Here is a 16,983-nt window from a genome sequence, read left to right as displayed (position 1 = left end):
CAGGACCCCGGAAAAGGGCTCAGGTTTGGCACCGGGGGCAAAAGTGGGTGCCCCTTCCCGCCACCACCCCCCGCGCCACCGGGTGGCCGCACCGGGGGCAGGGCAGGCCCGCCCGGCCGTAGACCGCATGGCGCTCTTTGTACCCCCCGGGGAGGCCGTCGGGCTGCTGGTAGGTGCGGTCGGAGAGGGTGCTTCCCCCCAGGGCCAAGGCCTCGAGGAGCACCTCCCGGATGGCGCTATAGAGCCGCTTGGCCGCCGCCTCCTCCACCTCCAGGCCCCGGCGGAAGGGGCTTAGCCCAGCGCGGAAGAGGGCCTCGTCCGCGTAGATGTTGCCCACCCCGGCGGCCAAGGTCTGGTCCAGGAGGAGGGCCTTGAGGGGTTTTTTGCTTCCCCTAAGCCCCTCCCAGAACGCGGGGAAGCAAAAGGCCTCGGAGAGGGGCTCGGGGCCCAGGCGCCGGAGGAGGGGGATCTCCCGGTAGTCCCCCTCCTCCACCACCCAGATCCGGCCGAAGCGCCGGGGGTCGTGGAGGAAGAGGGCCCCCCCGTCCCAGAGGAAGGCCACCCGGGTGTGGGGGGTTTCCCGGAGGCGGAACCCCCCGGTCATGCCCAGGTGGACCACCATCTCCAGGCCGCCGGAAAGGGCAAGGAGGAGAAACTTGCCCCGCCGGGCGATGCCCTCCACCGCCTTTCCCCGGGCCCTCTCCGTGTGGCGGTAGCGGGCGGGGTCCTGGTGGCGCACCTCCTGGAGGCGCTTCCCCAGGAGGAGGGGGAGGAGCTTCCTCCGGGTGGTCTCCACCTCGGGAAGCTCAGGCACGTCGCCTCCTTTGGGCCAGGGCCGCGTAGAGCCTTTCCCCCAGGCCCCCCACCCGCCCCAGCAGGAGGAAGGGGTAAAGCGGCCAGAGGAGGGGGAGCCTCCGGCCCAGGGCCAGAAGGGCGGCGTAGCCCCGGTGCACCCGGTCCCCCTCCAGGACGTGGAGGGCCTGCAGGAGTTCCACCTGGGGGAGGTCCCGGGCTTCCTGAAGGGCTTCCACCCGGAGGGTGCCCCTAAGGTCCAGGGCCTTCAGGCCCCGCCCCAAGGCCTGGCAGAGGGGGCAATCCGCGTCAATCAGCACCCGCATGGGCCTCCACCGGCACCGGTTCCCCCTTCTCGTTCACCGCCACGTAGGTGAGCTGTCCCTTGGTGGCGAGCACGCGGCCGTTTTCCTGGCCGAAGCGCTCCTTGTAGACCTCCACCTCCACGGTGAGGGAGGTGCGCCCCACCCGCACCACCCGGGCCACCACCTCCAGGAGGTCCCCGGTGCGGATGGGCACCTTGAACTCCACGCTGCTCACCGCCACGGTGACCACGGGCTTTTTGGCCCTGCGGGCGGCGGCGTACGAGCCCACCTTGTCCATGAGGCCCAGCACGAAGCCGCCAAAGGCGGCCCCCAAGGGGTTGGTGTGCTCGGGGAAGACCAGCTCGAGGGTGCGCGCCTCCATACCCCTTCAGGCTACTAAAGAAGGGCGTCGGTGAGGCAGGCCATCTGCCGGTCCTTCTCCGTGATCCCGCCCGCCGTGTGGGTCCACCACTCCACCGTCACCCGGCCCCACTCCACCGTGAGGCGGGGGTGGTGGTTCTCCCTCTCCGCGAGCTCCCCCACGCGGTGGGCGAAGGCCAAGGCCTCCCGGAAGTCCCGGAAGCGGAAGGCCTTGGCCAGGCGCTCGGGGTCTTGGCGCACCTCCCAGTCCATGGGCCCAGGATAAGGAAAACCCCCCGGGCCCAACGTGCCCGGGGTTTCCTTCTGGTTGCGGGGGCGGGATTTGAACCCGCGACCTTCGGGTTATGAGCCCGACGAGCTACCAGGCTGCTCCACCCCGCGCCGCCACCCTTAACTATAGCGGGGGGGAAGGGGGTATGTCAAGCACCTTGCCCGGGTTCAGGAGCCCCTCGGGGTCCAGGAGAGCCTTAATCTTTCGCATCCACTCCAAAGACCCCCCGTGCTCCCGGGGGAGGAACTTCTTTTTCCTGAGGCCCACCCCGTGCTCCGCGGTGCAGGTGCCCCCCAGGGCCAGGGCCCTTTCCACCAGCTTTTCCGCGTAGGCCTCCGCCTTGGGGTAGTCCTGGGGGAGGACGGGAACCAAGGTGTGGAAGTTTCCGTCCCCCACGTGGCCCAGGATGTTCCCGGTGAGGTCCATCTCCTGGAGGAGCCCCTGGGCGTAGCGCACCATCTGGGGAAGCCGGGAGAGGGGGACGGCCACGTCCGTGATCACGAAAAGGTGGCCGGGGAAGAGGTGGACCAGGGCCCAGTAGGCCTGGTGCCGCGCCTCCCACTGGCGGCGCCTTTCCTCCTCCGTCTTGGCCGCCTCCACCGCCAAGGCCCCGGCCTCCCGCACGAGCTCCAGGGCCAAGGCGCTTTCCGCCTCCAGGGCCTCCTTCGTGGAGGCGTGGAACTCCAGGAAGAGGGCGGGCCGCTCGGGAAAGCCCGCCCCCAGGTACCGGTTCAGGGCCCGCATGGCGAGCTCGTCCAAAAGTTCCAGCCTCGCCACGGGAAGCCCCGAGGCCATCACCCGGTAGCTGGCCTCCGCCGCCTCCTCCACCCCGGGGAAGAAGACCCTTAGGGTGTGGACGTGCTCGGGGAGGGGGTGGAGCCTCAGGGTGAGCCGGGTGATGATGCCTAAGGTGCCCTCGCTTCCGATGAAGAGGTCCTTGAGGTCGTAGCCCGAGGAGGTCTTGCGCACGCCCCGCCCGAGCTCCAGGACCTCCCCGTTCGCCAGGACCACCTGCAGCGCCAGGACGTTCTGCCGCATCCCCCCGTAGCGCACCGTGGTGGTGCCGCTGGCGTTGGTGGCCGCCATGCCCCCCAAGGAGGCGTCCGCCCCCGGGTCCACGGGGAAGAAGAGGCCCGTGCCCTTCAGGGCCTCGTTGAGGCTTTTGCGGGTGAGGCCGGGCTCCACCACGCAAGAAAAGTCCTGGGGCCGCACCTCCAGGATCCGGTTCATGCGGCTTAGGTCCAGGCTGATGGCCTCCTTGAGGGGGAGGAGGTGGCCCTCGAGGCTCGTCCCCGCCCCGAAGGGGATCACCGCCACGCCCCACGCCCGGGCCCATTGGAGGGCCTTTTGCACGTCCTCCACGCTTTCCGGGTAGACCACGGCCAATACCGGCCTCGCCTCGGGGTAGCCCTCGTCCTTTCCGTGGCGCAGGCGCTCGCTTTCCGAGAGGTCCACCTTTCCCGGAAAGAGGCGCCTTAGGGCCTCCAGCTTTTCCATGTACCTGAGTTTACGCCGCTTGCCCAGTGAGGGAGGGAAGGCCCAGAGCTCCTTAGGCCTCGTAAAGCTGGGCCTGGAGTCGCCAAAGCTCGGCGTAGGCGCCATTCTTCTGCAACAACTCCTCATGGGTCCCTTCTTCCACCAACCGGCCCTCCTGCAGGACGAGGATCCGATCCGCCATGCGCACCGAGCCCAGGCGGTGGGTGATGAGGATAGCCGTCTTACCCCCGGCCATCTCGGCGAATCGCCTGTAGAGATGGGCCTCCTCTTTGGGATCCAGCGAGGCCGTGGGCTCGTCCAACACCAAAATCTCTGCCTTACGGAAGAAGGCACGTGAGAGGGCAACCCGCTGCCACTCCCCCAGGGAAAGCTCTACGCCGCCAAAGGCTCTGGACAGGAGGGCCTGGGGGCCAAGCCGTTGGAGGAGCTCCCAAGCTCCGCCAAGACGGAAAGCCTCTGCGACCCGCTTGGGATCGGGCTTGGTGTCTGGGTGGGAAAGGGTGACATTTTCCTCAAGGGTTAAGGCGTAGCGGCCAAAGTCCTGGAAGACTGCGGCGATAAGAGCGCGCCAGGCCTTCAGGTCTATTTCCCGGAGGTCAATCCCGTCCACCAGGATGCGGCCCTCCGTGGGGTCGTAGAAGCGGAGGAGCTTCACTAAGGTGGTCTTGCCCGCCCCGTTTTCCCCCACCAGGGCCAGGCATTCCCCCCGTCGGAGGGTAAAGGAGACCCCCGCAAGCGCCCGCTTCCCGCCAGGGTAGCAGAACCCCACCCCTTCAAAACGGATCTCCTCAAAACCCTTAACCTTCCTGCCCCGTCCGGTGTCCGCCAGGGAAGCAGGCCTAGCCAGAAAGCCCTCCAGCCTTTCAAAGTACAGCAGGCTTTCGTACAGCATGCCCCCGTCCTGGACTAGGGCGTACAGGTTTTGCTGAAGGCTTCCCACCGACTGCAAGAGGAGCACTAGGCTGCCCAGGCTCCCTCCCAAGAGGGTCTGGCGCAGTCCCACTAGGAGGGCAAGAGCCGTGAAAAGTGCGCTCAGCAGCACCAGCAGACTGGTCCCTAGGGCCTGGCGGCCTCGTGCGTGGCGTAGGCTTTGGTAGAAACTATGGAAGGCCTCGAGGTAACGTCTGCGGAAGAAGGGCAAAAGACCGAATAACCGCACTTCTTTAGCGGCCTCAGGACTCAGGAGCACCTCGGCAAAGTAGCGCATCCGCCGGGCCTCGGGGGCTCCAAAGAGTAGGGCCTCCCACACCCCCTTCTGGAGCCGAAAGGTGAGCCAGGCCTGGGGCAGGGTGGCCAAAAGTAGGAGCAGGGGGAAGAACGGGGCTAGCCCAAATAGCAAAAAAAGAACCCCGAGGACGGTGAGGACCTCACGGAAAGCGTTGCCCAGGAAAACCAGCAGGTTAAGGGGCTGATAAGGGGCCTGGTCGCGCAGTACCTGAAGCTCATCGTGAAAGCGGGGATCCTCAAAGGGGGTCAGGTCCGGCGTACCGGCCGCCTTCTCCATAAGGAGCAGGTGAACCCGAGCGGTGAGCTTTTCGTTCACCGAACCTTGCAGGTAGGCCACCCAGGGGGTGAAGAGGAAGTCCAGGCCTAAAGCCAGCGCTAACCCCACCAGCGGCCAAAGGAGGGCCGGGGTGAGGGAACTACCCCCCAGCGTGGCCGCCAGCTGGTCCACCAAGGCCCGGGTGAGGCCCAGCACCGCCACCGGCACCAGCCCTCCCAGGGCCAGGAGCGTAAGCAAAAGAGTGCTTTCCCTAGGGCTTGCGTGGAAGATGTGCCGGAGCGCAGGGAACAGCAGGCGCCAGAGAGGTTTTTTACCCAGCCCCAACCACCTCCTGCGGACGAGAAATCCAACGCATAGGATTCATGTAGTTAGAAGCTATGTATTCCCACTCCTTTTCCGAAACTGGCACCATGTCCTCCACAGCATAGCGGTTCCGCATAGGCTGGGTAGGGTCGTGGCGGAGCACCGCTTTGTATCCCTCGGGGATACTTACGATGTCAAAGGGTTGACCGCTTTCATCCCACTCCCAGATGAGGACTTCCCCCAATAGCGCGTAAAAAGCATCCCTATGGGTGTCCAGGTTGCGGGCGTACACATTTGCCGGGCAGTACCAGCACGAGGTGCGGTATTTCCCGCAAGCCACCACTTCCAGTGGCCGCACATAGTGCCGAAACTTAAAGACCTCGCCGAAGAAGACCAGAGCGGGTCCCTCAGCGGGCCGAGCAAGGACGCCTCCTTGGGGATGGTATAAGGTACGCAAGCTCCGAGGACGGCCCCAAGCGGAGGAACAGGCCGTAGCTATCCCTGACCTCCAGGAGGCCGTCCCGCGTTTCAAGGGTATCGCCGACCTCCAGCGTCATGCCCTCTACGACGGGAAAGTCCCTTCCACCGCGTAAAAGCGTTGTTCACTTCCTTTCCCAGCTCGCCGAAGGAGCTGAGTAACGGTGTAAACTATCATTAGCTTCACCCCTTTCCATATTAGCCCCAGGGTATCAGGGGGGAGGTTACGCGGGGGTTACGTGGAAAGGATTCCATAGCTAGCCTCCCGCGTAACCCCCGTAACCAGGATCCCAGGCCCTCCCCGAGGATGCTCAGGGCCTCGTTCCTCACCGCCACCCCTTTCCAGCCAAGGGAGCGAGGACGAGGAGTAGCCCCCCGGCCAGGAGGAAGGGGAGGGGGAGGGCCACCCCCGCCAGGGCCCCGCCCAGGAGGGGGCCTAAGGGGGCCAGGGCCCCGCTCAGGAAGAGAAAGCCTCCCGCCACCCGGCCCCGAAGCTCCGGGGGGGCCTGGCTCAGGCGCACCGCCCCGGCCACCGCGCCGAAGAGGGCGCCCCCAGCCCCCAGGAGAAAGGTCAAACCCGCGAGGAGGGGCCAGGGGGGAAGCAGGGCGGTCCCCAGGAGGCCTAGCCCCGCGAGGCCCAGGGCGAGCCTCAGGGTACCTCCTTCTCCTAACCGCCCCAGGACCGCCCCTACCAGGAGCCCTCCCAAAGCCCCCCCGAGGCTCTGGACTGCGCCCAGGAGGCCCAGGACCCAGGAGGCCTCCCCCAAGCCCCGCAAAACCACAAAGGGCAGGAGGCCGGCGAAGAAGGCGTAGGCCAGGCCCAGGAGGGCCTCCTGGAGCAGGAGAGGACGGAGGGAGGGGCTTTCCCAAAGGAAGCGCAAGCCCAAGAGGCTTCCCCCCTCTGGTCTTACCGAGGATCTTGGGGGCAGGGGAAGGGCGCGGTAGAGCCCGGCCGCGAGGAAGAGGAGCCCGCTTCCCAGGCCAACGGTCCAGGGGCGGCTTCGGGTGAAGAGGAGACCCGCGGCCAGGTCAGAAAGGGCGTCGGCGGCGGTGTAGAGGGCTCCGAGCTGCCCCCGGGCCTGGGCCAGGGTCTCCTTGGGGAGGAGATCGGCGAGGAGGGCCCCGGCGGCCACCATCCGCAGGGCCTCCAGGAAGGCGAAGAGGAAGCCCAAGAGGTAGAGGGGGAAGAGGACGGGGGTGGCGAGGAGAGGAAGGAGGGCCAGGGTGAGCCCTCCTTGGCCCAAGGCGGCCAGGAAGAGGAGCCTTCCCCTGGGCAACCGGTCGGCCAGATGCCCCCCGTAGAGGGCGAAGAGGGGCTCGGCCAGGAGGCGGAAGGTCAGGGCTAAGCTGGCCGCTAGGGGGCTCAAGGCCCCAAGAGCGGTTAGGGCGGCGTGGGCGAAGTAGAAGAACCCCGCTCCGAAGAGGCGGAAGGCTTCCAGCCAGAGGAGGAGGGCTAGCGTCATACGCCTACAGGCTAGCCGGAAACGGGCCAAAAACGAGAGGGGGTAGACTCTCCTTGTCCCAGTTTCCTACCCTACTTCTTGCCTTAAGGCCTCCAGTCGCCTAGGGTGCAGGGGTCCTAGGGCGAAGGGGAGAAGGACCAGGAATCCCAGGGCTCCTAGGAGGAGGGGCAGGGCTGGATTCCCCTTGCCCAGGACCCCCGCCCCCAGGCCCCCCAGGGCCCCGGCCCCGTAGAGGAGGGCCCGGATGGCGGCGAGGCTTGGGGCCAGGCCCTCCTTGGGCAGGAGCCAGCCCCGCACCGCCCGCAGGTGGGTGCTGAGGAGGGCCACCGCCAGGCCTAGCAGGGGAGGGGCGGCGAGGAGGAGGGGAAAGGGCAGGAGAAAGCCCATCCCCCCGAGGGCTGCCCCTAGCGGGCCCAGCCTAAAGGCCGGGGCCGGTGGGACCCGCCCGGCAAAGTAGCTTCCCAGGGTGTACCCCAGGCTTTGCAGCACGAAGACCAGGCCGAAGAGGGCTTCCGGGGTGCCCGCCCGAAGGGCCAGAAGGCCCAGAAGGGCGGTGGTGAGGGCGTGGGCCAGGGTAAAGAGGAGGGAAAGAAGGAGATAGGGCCTGAGGGGGGCATGGGCCAGGAGGCGACGGAGGGACCGCCCCAGGGCCTCGGGCCTCGCCGCCTCCTCCCTCTCCTCCTTCTCCCCGGTGAGGGCGGGGCGGAGGAGGGCCCAGGCCAGGAGGAGGATCCCGGCGGCAAGGAGGTAAGGGAGGGCGGGATGGAGGGCGAAGAGGGCGGGGCCGAGGCCTACCCCCACCAGCCCCCCCGCCTCCCAGGCGGCGTAGAGCTTGCCGCTCCTTTCCGCCAGCCTGTCCCGGCCTCTCCGCACCAGGAGGCCTTCCCAGGCCACGATGGCCAGGTCGGTGAGGACCATAAGGGGGTAAGCGTAGAGGACCAGGAGGGCGGCTTCCCGCGGCAGGAAGGGAAGGGGGAGGAAGATGAGGCCCCGGGCCAGGCGCAACTCCAGGAGAGCCCGGGCCAGGCCTCGCCGCTCCACCCAGGGGCTGAGGAGGAGAAGGGGCCCTAGGGTAAGGTAGCCCAAGGCGGCGAAGAAGCCCACCCAGAAGGCTTCCCCCGTGCGGGCCACTTCCAGAGCGAGGGCGCTAAAGCCTAAGGAGGCCCCGAGGTCGCTCAGGGCCTCGGCCAAGAGGGCCCCGTTATGGAAGGGAAACCTCACGGGGACCTCCCCTCCCTCAGGGAGAGGAGCCGCCCGCACCCCATGGGCCCCAGGGCCAAGGGCAGGAGGAGAAGGAGGCCCAAGAGGGCGGTAAGGAGGGGCACCCGGGGGCCAAGGGCCCCCAAGCCCCCCGCCAGGAGGGTGCCGAGGAGGCTCCCCAGGGAGAGGAGGGCCACCGCCCCCGCCTGCGCCCGGCCCAGGAGGGCCTCCGGTGCGAGGCGCTGCCGGTAGGCCCGTAGGTGGACCCCACTTAAGGCACCTCCCCCGCCCACAAGGAAAGCGCCCAGAGGCCCGAAAGGAAAGGGCAGGAGGAGGAGGGCAAGCCCCAAGACCCTCAGCCCGTGCCCGCCCCAAATCCCCAGGCAAGGCCCTACCCTTCCCGCCGCGAGGCTTCCCAGGAAGCCCCCCAGGGAGAGGCCCAAGGGGTAGAGGCCGTAGAGGACAGGGGGCGTCCCCTGGGCCAGGGCCAGGAGGGGGAGGAGAGCCAGGGCCAGCCCGGAGAGGAAGCTCAGGGCCAGGGCGTAGAGGGTGAGGGGAACGAGCCGCCTGTCCCCGAGGAGGAAGGCGAGCCCCGCGAGGAGGGCCCTCAAAGTAAAACCCTCCCCCTTCGCCGCCCGTGGGGGCGGGTAGGGGGGGAGGTTCCGGAGGAGAAGGCCCTCCCCCGCGAGGAGGAGGCCTCCCAGGGCGAAGGGCAGGGGCTTGGCCAGGAGAAGGAGGGGAGGGGCCAGGAGGTCCCCCAGGCCGTCCCCGAGGAGCTGGGCCGCCTGAAGCCTTCCCCCTTCCCGCTCTAGCCTGCCCCGGGCCAGGCGGACCAGGAGGGCGTGCCAGGCGGGGAGGTCCAGGGCCAAGACGGCCTGGAAGAGGAAGGCCAGGGGGAGGAGGAAGAGGGGTTCCTTGGGGAGGAGGGCGAGGAGGCCCAGGATCCCGGCCCTAAGCCAGACCCCTGCGAGGAGGAGGGTCCTGCGGTCCAGCCGGTCCAGAAGGAGACCGGCGAGGAGGTCCAGGGGCAGGGTGAGGTAGGGGAGGGCCGCCAGAAGGGCCAGGACCCAGGGCTCTCCCCCGAGGCCTAGGAGGAGCCCGAGGCCCGTGAAGGCCAGGCTCCCCCCGAAGACGCCTACCGACTCGGCGAAAAGGTACCTCCCCCGCAAGCTGGAAGGCTCCCAGCGAAGGACCTCATGTGGCCCTCCCGCGTCCGGCCGCCGGCCTTGACCTCCTGCACCTCCTTGAGCATCTTCTTCACCCCCTTCCGGGTTAGCCCCAGGGTAGCAGGGGGGAGGTTACGCGGGGGTTACGTGGAAGGGGTTCCATAGCTGGCCTCCCGCGTAACGCCCGTGACCAGGGTTCCGTGCCCTCCCCGAGGATGCCCGGGGCCTCGTTCTTCACCGCCACCCCTTTCCCGCCAAGGGGGCGAGGGTGAGGAGGAGCCCCCCGGCCAGGAGGAAGGGAAGGGGGAGGGCCACCCCCGCCAGGGCCCCGCCCAGGAGGGGGCCTAAGGGGGCCAGGGCCCCGCTCAGGAAGAGAAAGCCTCCCGCCACCCGGCCCCGAAGCTCCGGGGGGGCTTCTCCCAGTCGGATGGCCCCGGCCACCACGAAGAAGGCCAGGCTGCCGAGGCCGAGAAGAAACGCCCCTAGCCCTACCCAGACCCAGTGGGAAGCCCCACCTAGGATCAGGCAGGCCCCGGTTCCCGAAAGGAGGGCGAGCATAAGGACCCTCCCCCTCCCAACCCGCTGCGAAAGCTCCCCACCGAGGAGGCTTCCCAGGAAACTCCCTATGCCCAAGAGGGACGAGACGATGCCGTAGACGAGGGGGCTTTCCTCCAGGACTCTTAGAAGCAAAAAGGGCAATAAGCTGACTACCAGAGCGAAAACAAAGGCATAGGTGGTTTCGGCGACCACGACAGGCCGCAGTATAGGGACCTGCCAGAGGAAGCGTACACCTTCCCAGACTTCTGTAAAGCGGAAGTGTTTCTTCGGCGTGGGTGCCTTTTCCGAAGGAAGGGAGCGATAGAGAAGGGCGGCGCTGAAGAGGGCCATAAGTGCCAGGAAGGGGGGCAACCAGAATGTCCGGGTTACGAGGATGCCGGCGAAGGGATCTTTCAAGGTGTCCACCGCGATGTGGACCGCCGCCGTCCTGCCCCGCGCTTTCTCCAAGCCCTCCCTGCCTGCCAAGTCCGCCAGGTAGGCCGAGGCCGTGAGCCCCGCTAGGGTTGAAAGGGCAAAGAAAAGCGCTCCACAGAGGACAAGCAGGATCGGGGTTTTCAGGAGCAGGCCCAGGGCTGTCAGAGCCTGAAGCGTTAGCGCAACGGCCAAAAGCTCCCTTCTTGGAATCCTGTCCGCCAAGGCGCCTAGGGGAAGGGCGAGGAGCCCGGCGATCCGCTGTAGGGTGAAAGGAAGGGTGGCTTGCCAGGCGGGACCCCCTGAGAGGGCGAAAAGGACGAAGAGGGGAAGGGTGAAGAGGCCTTCCCCTAAAGTTCTCAGGCCCTCGGCAAGAAAGAATCGCCTCAAGCGCAAAAGTTACGCACCAGGTAGATTACACCTGAGGAGAAGGAACAAACGAACATTTCCTTGCCGTCAGGACTGAACCTTACGCAACTCGGTCAGTTGAGACCTTGGACCACAGGCGGTACGTGTCGGTAGTCACCGGGTTTTTCAGGGTCCAATGCAAATACAGTACCTGCAGGTGGATCAACGGCGTAGATTAGCCCATTTACCGGATGCTGCGTCATTCCTCCCGTAAAACGCAGGCCCCTAGCAATCACATTCTTATCGTCCGACAGGATATCAGCGAACCGTCCGCCTCCTTTGGGCACTTTGAAGATCACAAAATTGGCCTCTAAGATTAGAGATCCGTCCGCAAGGCGCTTAGTCCAAGGTGCACTTTCGCACCCCATCATCACTTGGGGCCTAAACTGGTACCCGTGGGCCCCCGGTTCTTGGTAATAAACGGGGCTCGCATAGGGTATTTCCTTGACGTAAGGGAGATGCTTTTCCCTCCCCCCACCCTCTGTGATGTCGGTCAGTTGGCCGAAAAGAGGAGCGACCAACTCACTTACAAAAATCCTTTCCTCGCCGTCTAGTTGCGCCGTAGTAAGGGAATAGGGCCACCTCAGATCAAGGGCATGAACCTTGCTGGAGCCATCCGTGAGGTCAAGGAAGGTAACCCTTCCCCCCCAGGTTTCAGCAACGAAAAGGCCTTCCTCCGTGGGCAGAATGCTGGCTGGTCCTTCTAGATTTTCGGCAATAGTGGTTGCTTTTTCCGCCCTGCCTCCTTCTGTGATGTCAAGAATGCGACCGCGGTTTCGTTCGGAGATCAGCAAACGCCCTTGGGGAGTCCACTCCATGTGGGTCGGATACGCCAGACCTTCCGCAAAGATGTGCACTTGCGGCCAGAATCCATTCTGGCTATGCCCCAATGACCTCTTGGCTTGCACCTCCTTGAGCATCGCCTTCACCCCCTTCCGGGTTAGCCTCAGGGTAGCAGGGGGGAGGTTACGCGGAGGTTACGTGGAAAAGGTTCCACGGCCAGCATCCCGCGTGGCCCCCCGTAACCAGGGCCCCAGGCCCTCGCCAAATCCGGCCCCTCTGGCGGCGGGGCTCCTGACGGGCTAGCCGGGCCGTGGGGCCGAGGAGGAGAAGGGAGGCGAAGCACAAAAGCGCCCCCAGGAGGTCACCGGGCCCCCCTCCCAATTTGGCCGAGGAGGCCCCAGGCGGCCAAAGCCAGGAGGAGAAACCCAAGCCCCGCTCCCAGATAGACTTCCTCCAAGCCCACCTTTCCCCCCACTACCCCCGCCAAAAGTGCCCCCAAAAGCCCGGCCGAGCCGCTAAGGAACCTCATTCCACCCCCTACCCGGCCCAGCAGGGCATCCGGGGCCAAGGCCTGCCTTAGCACCACCTCCTGAACTCCCAAAAGGATAGCGCTCATCCCCAGGAGGGCCACGAGGAGCAGGCCCAGGGGCAGGGGGGGCTTGAGGAGCAACCCCAGGATGGCCCCGGCATCTAGGAGGAAAAGGAGGCCGAGCACCCTCTGCGGCCTCCTTCCCTTAAGCCTTCCTGCCAGAAGCCCCCCTAAGGCCCCGCCTAAGGAGAAGGCGGTGCTGAGGAGCCCATACCCCACGGGCCCGTACCCGACCTCGAGGGCCCAAAGGGGAAGGAGGGCGAAGGGCATGACCCGGAGGAAGCTGGCTCCAAGGACCATTCCGGCTAGCCGACGAAAGAAGGCTTCCTGGTACAGCCACCTCAGGCCGGCCAGCACCCCCGGGGAGGCTTTGCCAAGGGGCGGTATAGGAGGGAGCCTGGCGGCGAAGTGAAGGGCCATAAAGCTTAGCGCGCCCCCGAGGAAAAAGGGCCAGGAGGGGTTCTGGACGAAGAGGAAGGCGCCCAAGGGGGCGCCGAGAAGGTCGGCAAGGAGGCTTGCCGTGTAAAGACGCCCATGGGCCTTCTCCCGTTCCTGCGGCACGAGTCTAGGCACCAGGACCCGGACCTCCAGGAAGAGCTCGAAGATGTTGCCTGCTAGGTAAAGGCCAAGGAAGGCCCAAGGACCGATAAGCCCCAGGCTTGCCCCTAAAAGGAAGCGCAGGAAACTGCCCGAGAGAAGCCCGAAGAGAAGGGCTTTTCTGCGGTCTATCCGATCGAGGAGGTAGCCTGTGAGGAGAGCTAAGACGGAGACTCCCCAGCCAATGGCGTGCTGCAGGCCCAAGTAGAGGGGGTTGTCTAGGTGAGCAAGATAAAGGGCGGCCGCGGTGCCCACGGCCCCCCCGGCACAGCTGGCCAAAAACAAGATTGTGGTAAGTAAGAGCACGCTCAGCTAGTTCAAGAAGCCCCCCACTCCATGTGGGAGGGGTTCTCCAAACCCCCGGCGAGGGGCCTCACATGCACCCGCCGCGCCCGGCCGCCGACCTTGACCTCCTGCACCTCCTTGAGCATCTACATTCTTCACCCTTCTCAGCGTCAATCCTATGACGGTAGGGAAAGTTGGGCCTAAATCTCTACAAAATCCTGGGTATACTGCTGATGCTCGAAGGTTGAGAGCTAAAGGAAACCTTCTTACCCAGCAAGCCCTACACCCTTTCATCTGGGAGGCCGTACCAATCTTCTGCCGTTATCCCGTAGATCTCCATGTCTTCCCATTGCCGAGATTTCCAAATAGAAGCTCTTCGCCTCCCTTCCCAAAGAAAGCCGACCCGCTTTAAGAGGCGGATAGAAGCCTCGTTAGAACTAAGTACATTGGCCTCTACACGGTGCAGGTTTAGCCCTTCGAAGGCATACCGCAGTGCCAGGCGAGCTGCCTCGGTACCTACACCCTCGCCCCGCCTGGACTCTTCCCCTAAGATTATGGCAAAAAACGCAGAACGGTTCCGCCAGTCTATCGGCTGAAGGGCAACCTCACCCACGATTTCTTCCGTTTCACGGTGGATAACGGCGAGGACTCTGGCGTTTGGATTGGTCCGAAGTTGCTGGAGCCAGGCTTCCATCTCTTCTAGCGACCTGGGCAGAGGATCCCCGAAGAATGCACGTGCGATAATGTCCTCCTTGTACATCCACGAAATGATTTTTGGTAAATGGGCACGCTGTATAGGATCCAAACGGATCTTTTCCCCCACGAACATTTCTACCCCCCCGGAGCTACGTAGCGCCGCAGGCCCATCCCAAAGGTTACGCTTCCCAAGGCGGCAAATCCGCAGCCTAAGGCCCAGAGTGTGGCGAGCCCGGAACCCTCATAAACGGCCTTTGCGGGAAGTGGACCTAGCCAGAAAGCTGGAAGAATACTAAGCAAAAGTGCCTTGATGGTGGGTTTGTATACGTTAGGAGGCCAGGTGGCAAACTGGACGAGGCCAGCATAGGCCACCGGAAGAAGGCTTTGCGTCCTGAGGCCCCAAAGGGAGGCCGCGGCCAGGGTGAGGAAGAAGCCCAGGGCCACCAAGGAAGCACCCAGCAGGGCGGCTAGGGCGTAGAGCCAGTTAACATCGAGGATAGCCAGAACGCCCACGGACCATAGAAGGTCACCTAAGCCTGTGGGCTGCAGGCGAAGGGAAAGGAGATAGGGCAGGGGAGGTAGAGGGAGCGGGAGGTGGGCTTCTAGCTCCCCTGTTTCCGCCAGGTGGGCCAGGCTCAGTACCCCGCCCCAAACCGCCTGCAAAATGCCCAGGGCACCGAAGACCATCGCCCAGGTGAGCACTAGATCCTCAAAGCGGAATCCCCGGACTTCCGGAAAGTGTAAGAAGAAGAGGTGAAAGACCAAAAGCCAGAGGCTGTTATTGAGTAGCCTGGCCAGGATGCTTGCCCAGAAGCCTGTAGGGTCCTGTCGTGCCTCCAAGAAGCGGCCTCGTAACAGAGAGGGCCAGGCTCTAAAGAACCGCAGCCAGGCTTCCATGTTATACCTCCCCCCTTCGCGACAAAGCGGCCAAGGCCCGAGGGAAGAGGCGGACCAGAACAGCTATGAAGACTAGGATCCAACCCAGGCTCACAAGGAGCCAAGCCGGTTCACCTCCTGCAGCCACCCGGGCCGGAAGGTAGAAGGTTGCGGCCAAGGGCTGTAGCAGAAGGAGATCCCTTTCTGCGGGCCAGAACTCCAGGGGCAGCACCACAGCTCCCCCTAGGAGCCGCAACATCTCTAGGAGGACCCCGAGGGCCATAGGCGAGGTAGCTCGGAAGGTGAGTAGGGCAAAGGTAAGCTCCAGCAAAAAGTTCAGGATTAGACTTAAAGCCAGCGCCGGAAGGCTCCAAAGAGTCAGGGTGAAGGGGGTGCCCAGAGCCCAGATCACCATCCCGCCTATAGCGGCGACCAAAGGCACTTGGAAGAGGGCAGTAGCTAGGTAGCGCTGGAAACGAAGAACAGCGAAGGGGTATGGAAGAGCCAAGCGAAGGGCCAGGTCTCCCATACGGGCCTCTTGGTGAAGTTGGCCCCAAAACCTGGGCACCCCCATGTAGAGGGCCTCCGCCGTTAACAGGTATCCTATGACCCAGGGCGGCGCTTCCAGGCTTCCCCAAAGGGAGAAAAGCACCACGTAGACAATTAGGGTATACACAAGGTATAGCCCTGTTCCCGGCCAACCTCTCCAAGCCTCTCTTAGATGGAATCCCAGAATAGTTAGGTGCGGAGCCACGCCTCCATCACCTCCTCCAGAGTGGGCTCCTGGACGGTGATTTCACGGACGCTTCCTAAAGTGAGCATCCGGGACAAAAGAACCGGGATTTCCTCCGGGGGAACCTTAGCCTCCAAAACATGTCCCCCCTGGGCAACGGAGGTTCCCGGAGGAGGACTTCCCCGAAAGGGTTCGTGGAAGAACACCTTGACCCGGCGGAAGTTTAAGCTGGTCCGGAGGGTGGTCAGGTTTCCCAAGAAGGCTATCTCTCCGCGCCGCAAGACCAGGGCCCGGCCTAGGACTCTCTCCACGCCCGAGAGCTCGTGGGAGGCTAGGATCAGGGTGGTACCCCGGCTGGCCCTAAGCCCTTCTAGGATCTCTAAAAGATGCTTACGCCCTAACGCGTCTAACCCGATAAAAGGCTCGTCCAGGAGAAGAAGCTCCGGTTCGTGCAGAAGGGCCAAGGCCAGTTCCGCACGGTTGCGTTGCCCTAGGGAAAGGCGAGAAGCGGCTACCTTGAGGAAGGGGTTGAGGCCTAAAGCCTCTGCCAATTCCTGAATTCTATGCTTGGTGCGTGTCCTTGGGAGCCCGTAAAGCGCTCCCCAGAGCTCAAGATTCTCCTGCACAGAAAGGAGGGGTGAGAGACGGGACCGCCCACCCAGGACAAGGCCATAACGGCGGGCCAGGCGGGTGCGGAAGCGCCAAGGATTCAGCCCCCAAAGCCGGGCCTCCCCCTCCCTGGGCAGAATGAGGCCAGCCAGGACCCGGATCAGGGTGGACTTGCCAGCCCCGTTCCCTCCGAGAAGGGCCAGGCCCTCTCCAGGGTTAAGGCTAAACGTGACCCCTCGGAGAGCCTGTACCTCTTCCGCAGCCCTCCGGAAGGTCACCCCTAAGCTGCGGGCTTCTACGACGGGCTTGGCTTCCTCAGGGATCACCGAACTGGGACCTTGGCGCCTACACGGGCGAAGGCCTCCTCACGGGCAATGCATGGGCCGCATACTCCGCACGGGGCTTCGCCCGAGGCGACGCAACTCCACGTCTCTTCAAGGGGCACTCCAAGCTCGTAGCCCAAAGTCACCACTTCTTGCTTGGAAAGTCCTCGGAGGGGCATCCTGAGCTGGACCCGGTTGAACTCCAAGAATGCCTTCACGAGGGCGAGGTACTCTTCCAGCTTGGGGTGGGAAGCGAAATCATCCTTGATGATGCCCAGATGGACTTCCTCCACCCCCATCCTGGCTGCTAGGGACCCCACAATGGGGGTCATCGTGCAAGGGTCCGTCCAGCCTGCCTGTATCGGTTCCCCGCCGGGGAAGGCCAGCTCCGGTGGGCTAAAGAAGCGATCTCCCAGCTCAAAGTGAGGCACGCGATTCCGGTAGACGGCGACGCCAAGGCGAGAAGCCACCTTTTCCACCGCCCTCCACTCCCTATCGGCGGGAGGGGTACCCAGGTCCAGGTAAACTGCCCCGAGACCTTCCAGCCTGTCCTGCTTCTTGAGCTTGTACAGGAGGACGCTGGAATCTACTCCGCCGCTGAGCATCACCAGCCTTTTCATGCCTCATCCCTCCTCTAACCTCTGACCCGGAGGGAGCTTCCCTTCCGGGTTAGCCCCAGGGTAGCAGGGGGGAGGTTACGCGGGGGTTACGTGGAAGGGGTTCCATAGCTGGCCTCCCGCGTAACCTGGCGTAACC

At 64.8% G+C, this 16,983-nt stretch carries 17 protein-coding genes and 1 tRNA gene; all 18 read right to left on the bottom strand.

Translation table 11 applies throughout. The features are described 5' to 3' along the window. Positions 1-19: 19 nt before the first annotated feature. A complete protein-coding gene (mutM, locus tag ACYQ0J_RS09570) occupies positions 20-814 on the bottom strand; it encodes a DNA-formamidopyrimidine glycosylase (protein ID WP_460171922.1) in 795 nt (264 codons plus the stop codon). After that, positions 807-1,118: a DCC1-like thiol-disulfide oxidoreductase family protein gene (locus ACYQ0J_RS09565; protein ID WP_460171921.1), complete on the bottom strand. Its 312-nt coding sequence runs from the start codon at positions 1,116-1,118 to the stop codon at positions 807-809. Before ACYQ0J_RS09565 ends, mutM begins: the two co-directional genes overlap by 8 nt. Next, positions 1,102-1,479, bottom strand: coding sequence for an acyl-CoA thioesterase (locus tag ACYQ0J_RS09560; RefSeq protein WP_460171920.1), 378 nt, complete (start codon positions 1,477-1,479; stop codon positions 1,102-1,104). The genes ACYQ0J_RS09565 and ACYQ0J_RS09560 overlap by 17 nt, the downstream gene beginning before the upstream one ends. A 14-nt stretch (positions 1,480-1,493) precedes the next feature. Next, positions 1,494-1,730: a 4a-hydroxytetrahydrobiopterin dehydratase gene (locus ACYQ0J_RS09555; protein ID WP_460171919.1), complete on the bottom strand. Its 237-nt coding sequence runs from the start codon at positions 1,728-1,730 to the stop codon at positions 1,494-1,496. Between the two features lie 52 nt (positions 1,731-1,782). Continuing rightward, a tRNA-Met gene (locus ACYQ0J_RS09550) sits at positions 1,783-1,859 on the bottom strand. A gap of 13 nt (positions 1,860-1,872) precedes the next feature. Further along, positions 1,873-3,246, bottom strand: a complete 1,374-nt coding sequence (locus ACYQ0J_RS09545; protein WP_460171918.1) for an FAD-binding oxidoreductase — start codon at positions 3,244-3,246, stop codon at positions 1,873-1,875. Positions 3,247-3,298: 52 nt separating this feature from the next. After that, the gene (locus ACYQ0J_RS09540) at positions 3,299-4,987 is read right to left on the bottom strand and encodes an ABC transporter ATP-binding protein (RefSeq protein ID WP_460171917.1); all 1,689 of its coding nucleotides are present in this window, start codon (positions 4,985-4,987) and stop codon (positions 3,299-3,301) included. An 869-nt stretch (positions 4,988-5,856) separates the two neighbouring features. Continuing rightward, positions 5,857-6,993: an MFS transporter gene (locus tag ACYQ0J_RS09535; protein WP_460171916.1), complete on the bottom strand. Its 1,137-nt coding sequence runs from the start codon at positions 6,991-6,993 to the stop codon at positions 5,857-5,859. Between the two features lie 66 nt (positions 6,994-7,059). Beyond that, positions 7,060-8,214, bottom strand: coding sequence for a hypothetical protein (locus ACYQ0J_RS09530; protein ID WP_460171915.1), 1,155 nt, complete (start codon positions 8,212-8,214; stop codon positions 7,060-7,062). Beyond that, positions 8,211-9,362 carry an MFS transporter gene (locus tag ACYQ0J_RS09525; protein WP_460171914.1) on the bottom strand — a complete coding sequence of 384 codons (1,152 nt, stop codon included), beginning with the start codon at positions 9,360-9,362 and terminating at the stop codon, positions 8,211-8,213. Before ACYQ0J_RS09525 ends, ACYQ0J_RS09530 begins: the two co-directional genes overlap by 4 nt. A 231-nt stretch (positions 9,363-9,593) precedes the next feature. Beyond that, positions 9,594-10,718: an MFS transporter gene (locus ACYQ0J_RS09520; RefSeq protein WP_460171913.1), complete on the bottom strand. Its 1,125-nt coding sequence runs from the start codon at positions 10,716-10,718 to the stop codon at positions 9,594-9,596. Between the two features lie 92 nt (positions 10,719-10,810). After that, complete coding sequence (locus tag ACYQ0J_RS09515; RefSeq protein ID WP_460171912.1) at positions 10,811-11,656, bottom strand: hypothetical protein; 846 nt, start codon at positions 11,654-11,656, stop codon at positions 10,811-10,813. Positions 11,657-11,880: 224 nt separating this feature from the next. Continuing rightward, complete coding sequence (locus ACYQ0J_RS09510; RefSeq protein ID WP_460171911.1) at positions 11,881-13,011, bottom strand: MFS transporter; 1,131 nt, start codon at positions 13,009-13,011, stop codon at positions 11,881-11,883. Between the two features lie 259 nt (positions 13,012-13,270). Continuing rightward, a complete protein-coding gene (locus tag ACYQ0J_RS09505; RefSeq protein ID WP_460171910.1) occupies positions 13,271-13,819 on the bottom strand; it encodes a GNAT family N-acetyltransferase in 549 nt (182 codons plus the stop codon). Between the two features lie 2 nt (positions 13,820-13,821). After that, complete coding sequence (locus ACYQ0J_RS09500; protein WP_460171909.1) at positions 13,822-14,583, bottom strand: ABC-2 family transporter protein; 762 nt, start codon at positions 14,581-14,583, stop codon at positions 13,822-13,824. Between the two features lies 1 nt (position 14,584). Further along, on the bottom strand, positions 14,585-15,091 hold the full coding sequence (locus ACYQ0J_RS09495) for an ABC transporter permease (protein WP_460171908.1): 507 nt from the start codon (positions 15,089-15,091) through the stop codon (positions 14,585-14,587). 209 nt (positions 15,092-15,300) lie between these two features. After that, entirely contained in the window at positions 15,301-16,182 is an 882-nt protein-coding gene (locus ACYQ0J_RS09490) for an ATP-binding cassette domain-containing protein (protein WP_460171907.1), read from the bottom strand. Positions 16,183-16,226: 44 nt separating this feature from the next. Beyond that, positions 16,227-16,847, bottom strand: coding sequence for a 7-cyano-7-deazaguanine synthase (locus tag ACYQ0J_RS09485; protein ID WP_460171906.1), 621 nt, complete (start codon positions 16,845-16,847; stop codon positions 16,227-16,229). Between the last annotated feature and the right edge of the window lie 136 nt (positions 16,848-16,983).

The organism is Thermus sp. FJN-A (genome assembly GCF_054655095.1).
Note: the sequence above shows the minus strand (reverse complement) of the source record. Positions and strands in the feature narration are given on the sequence as shown.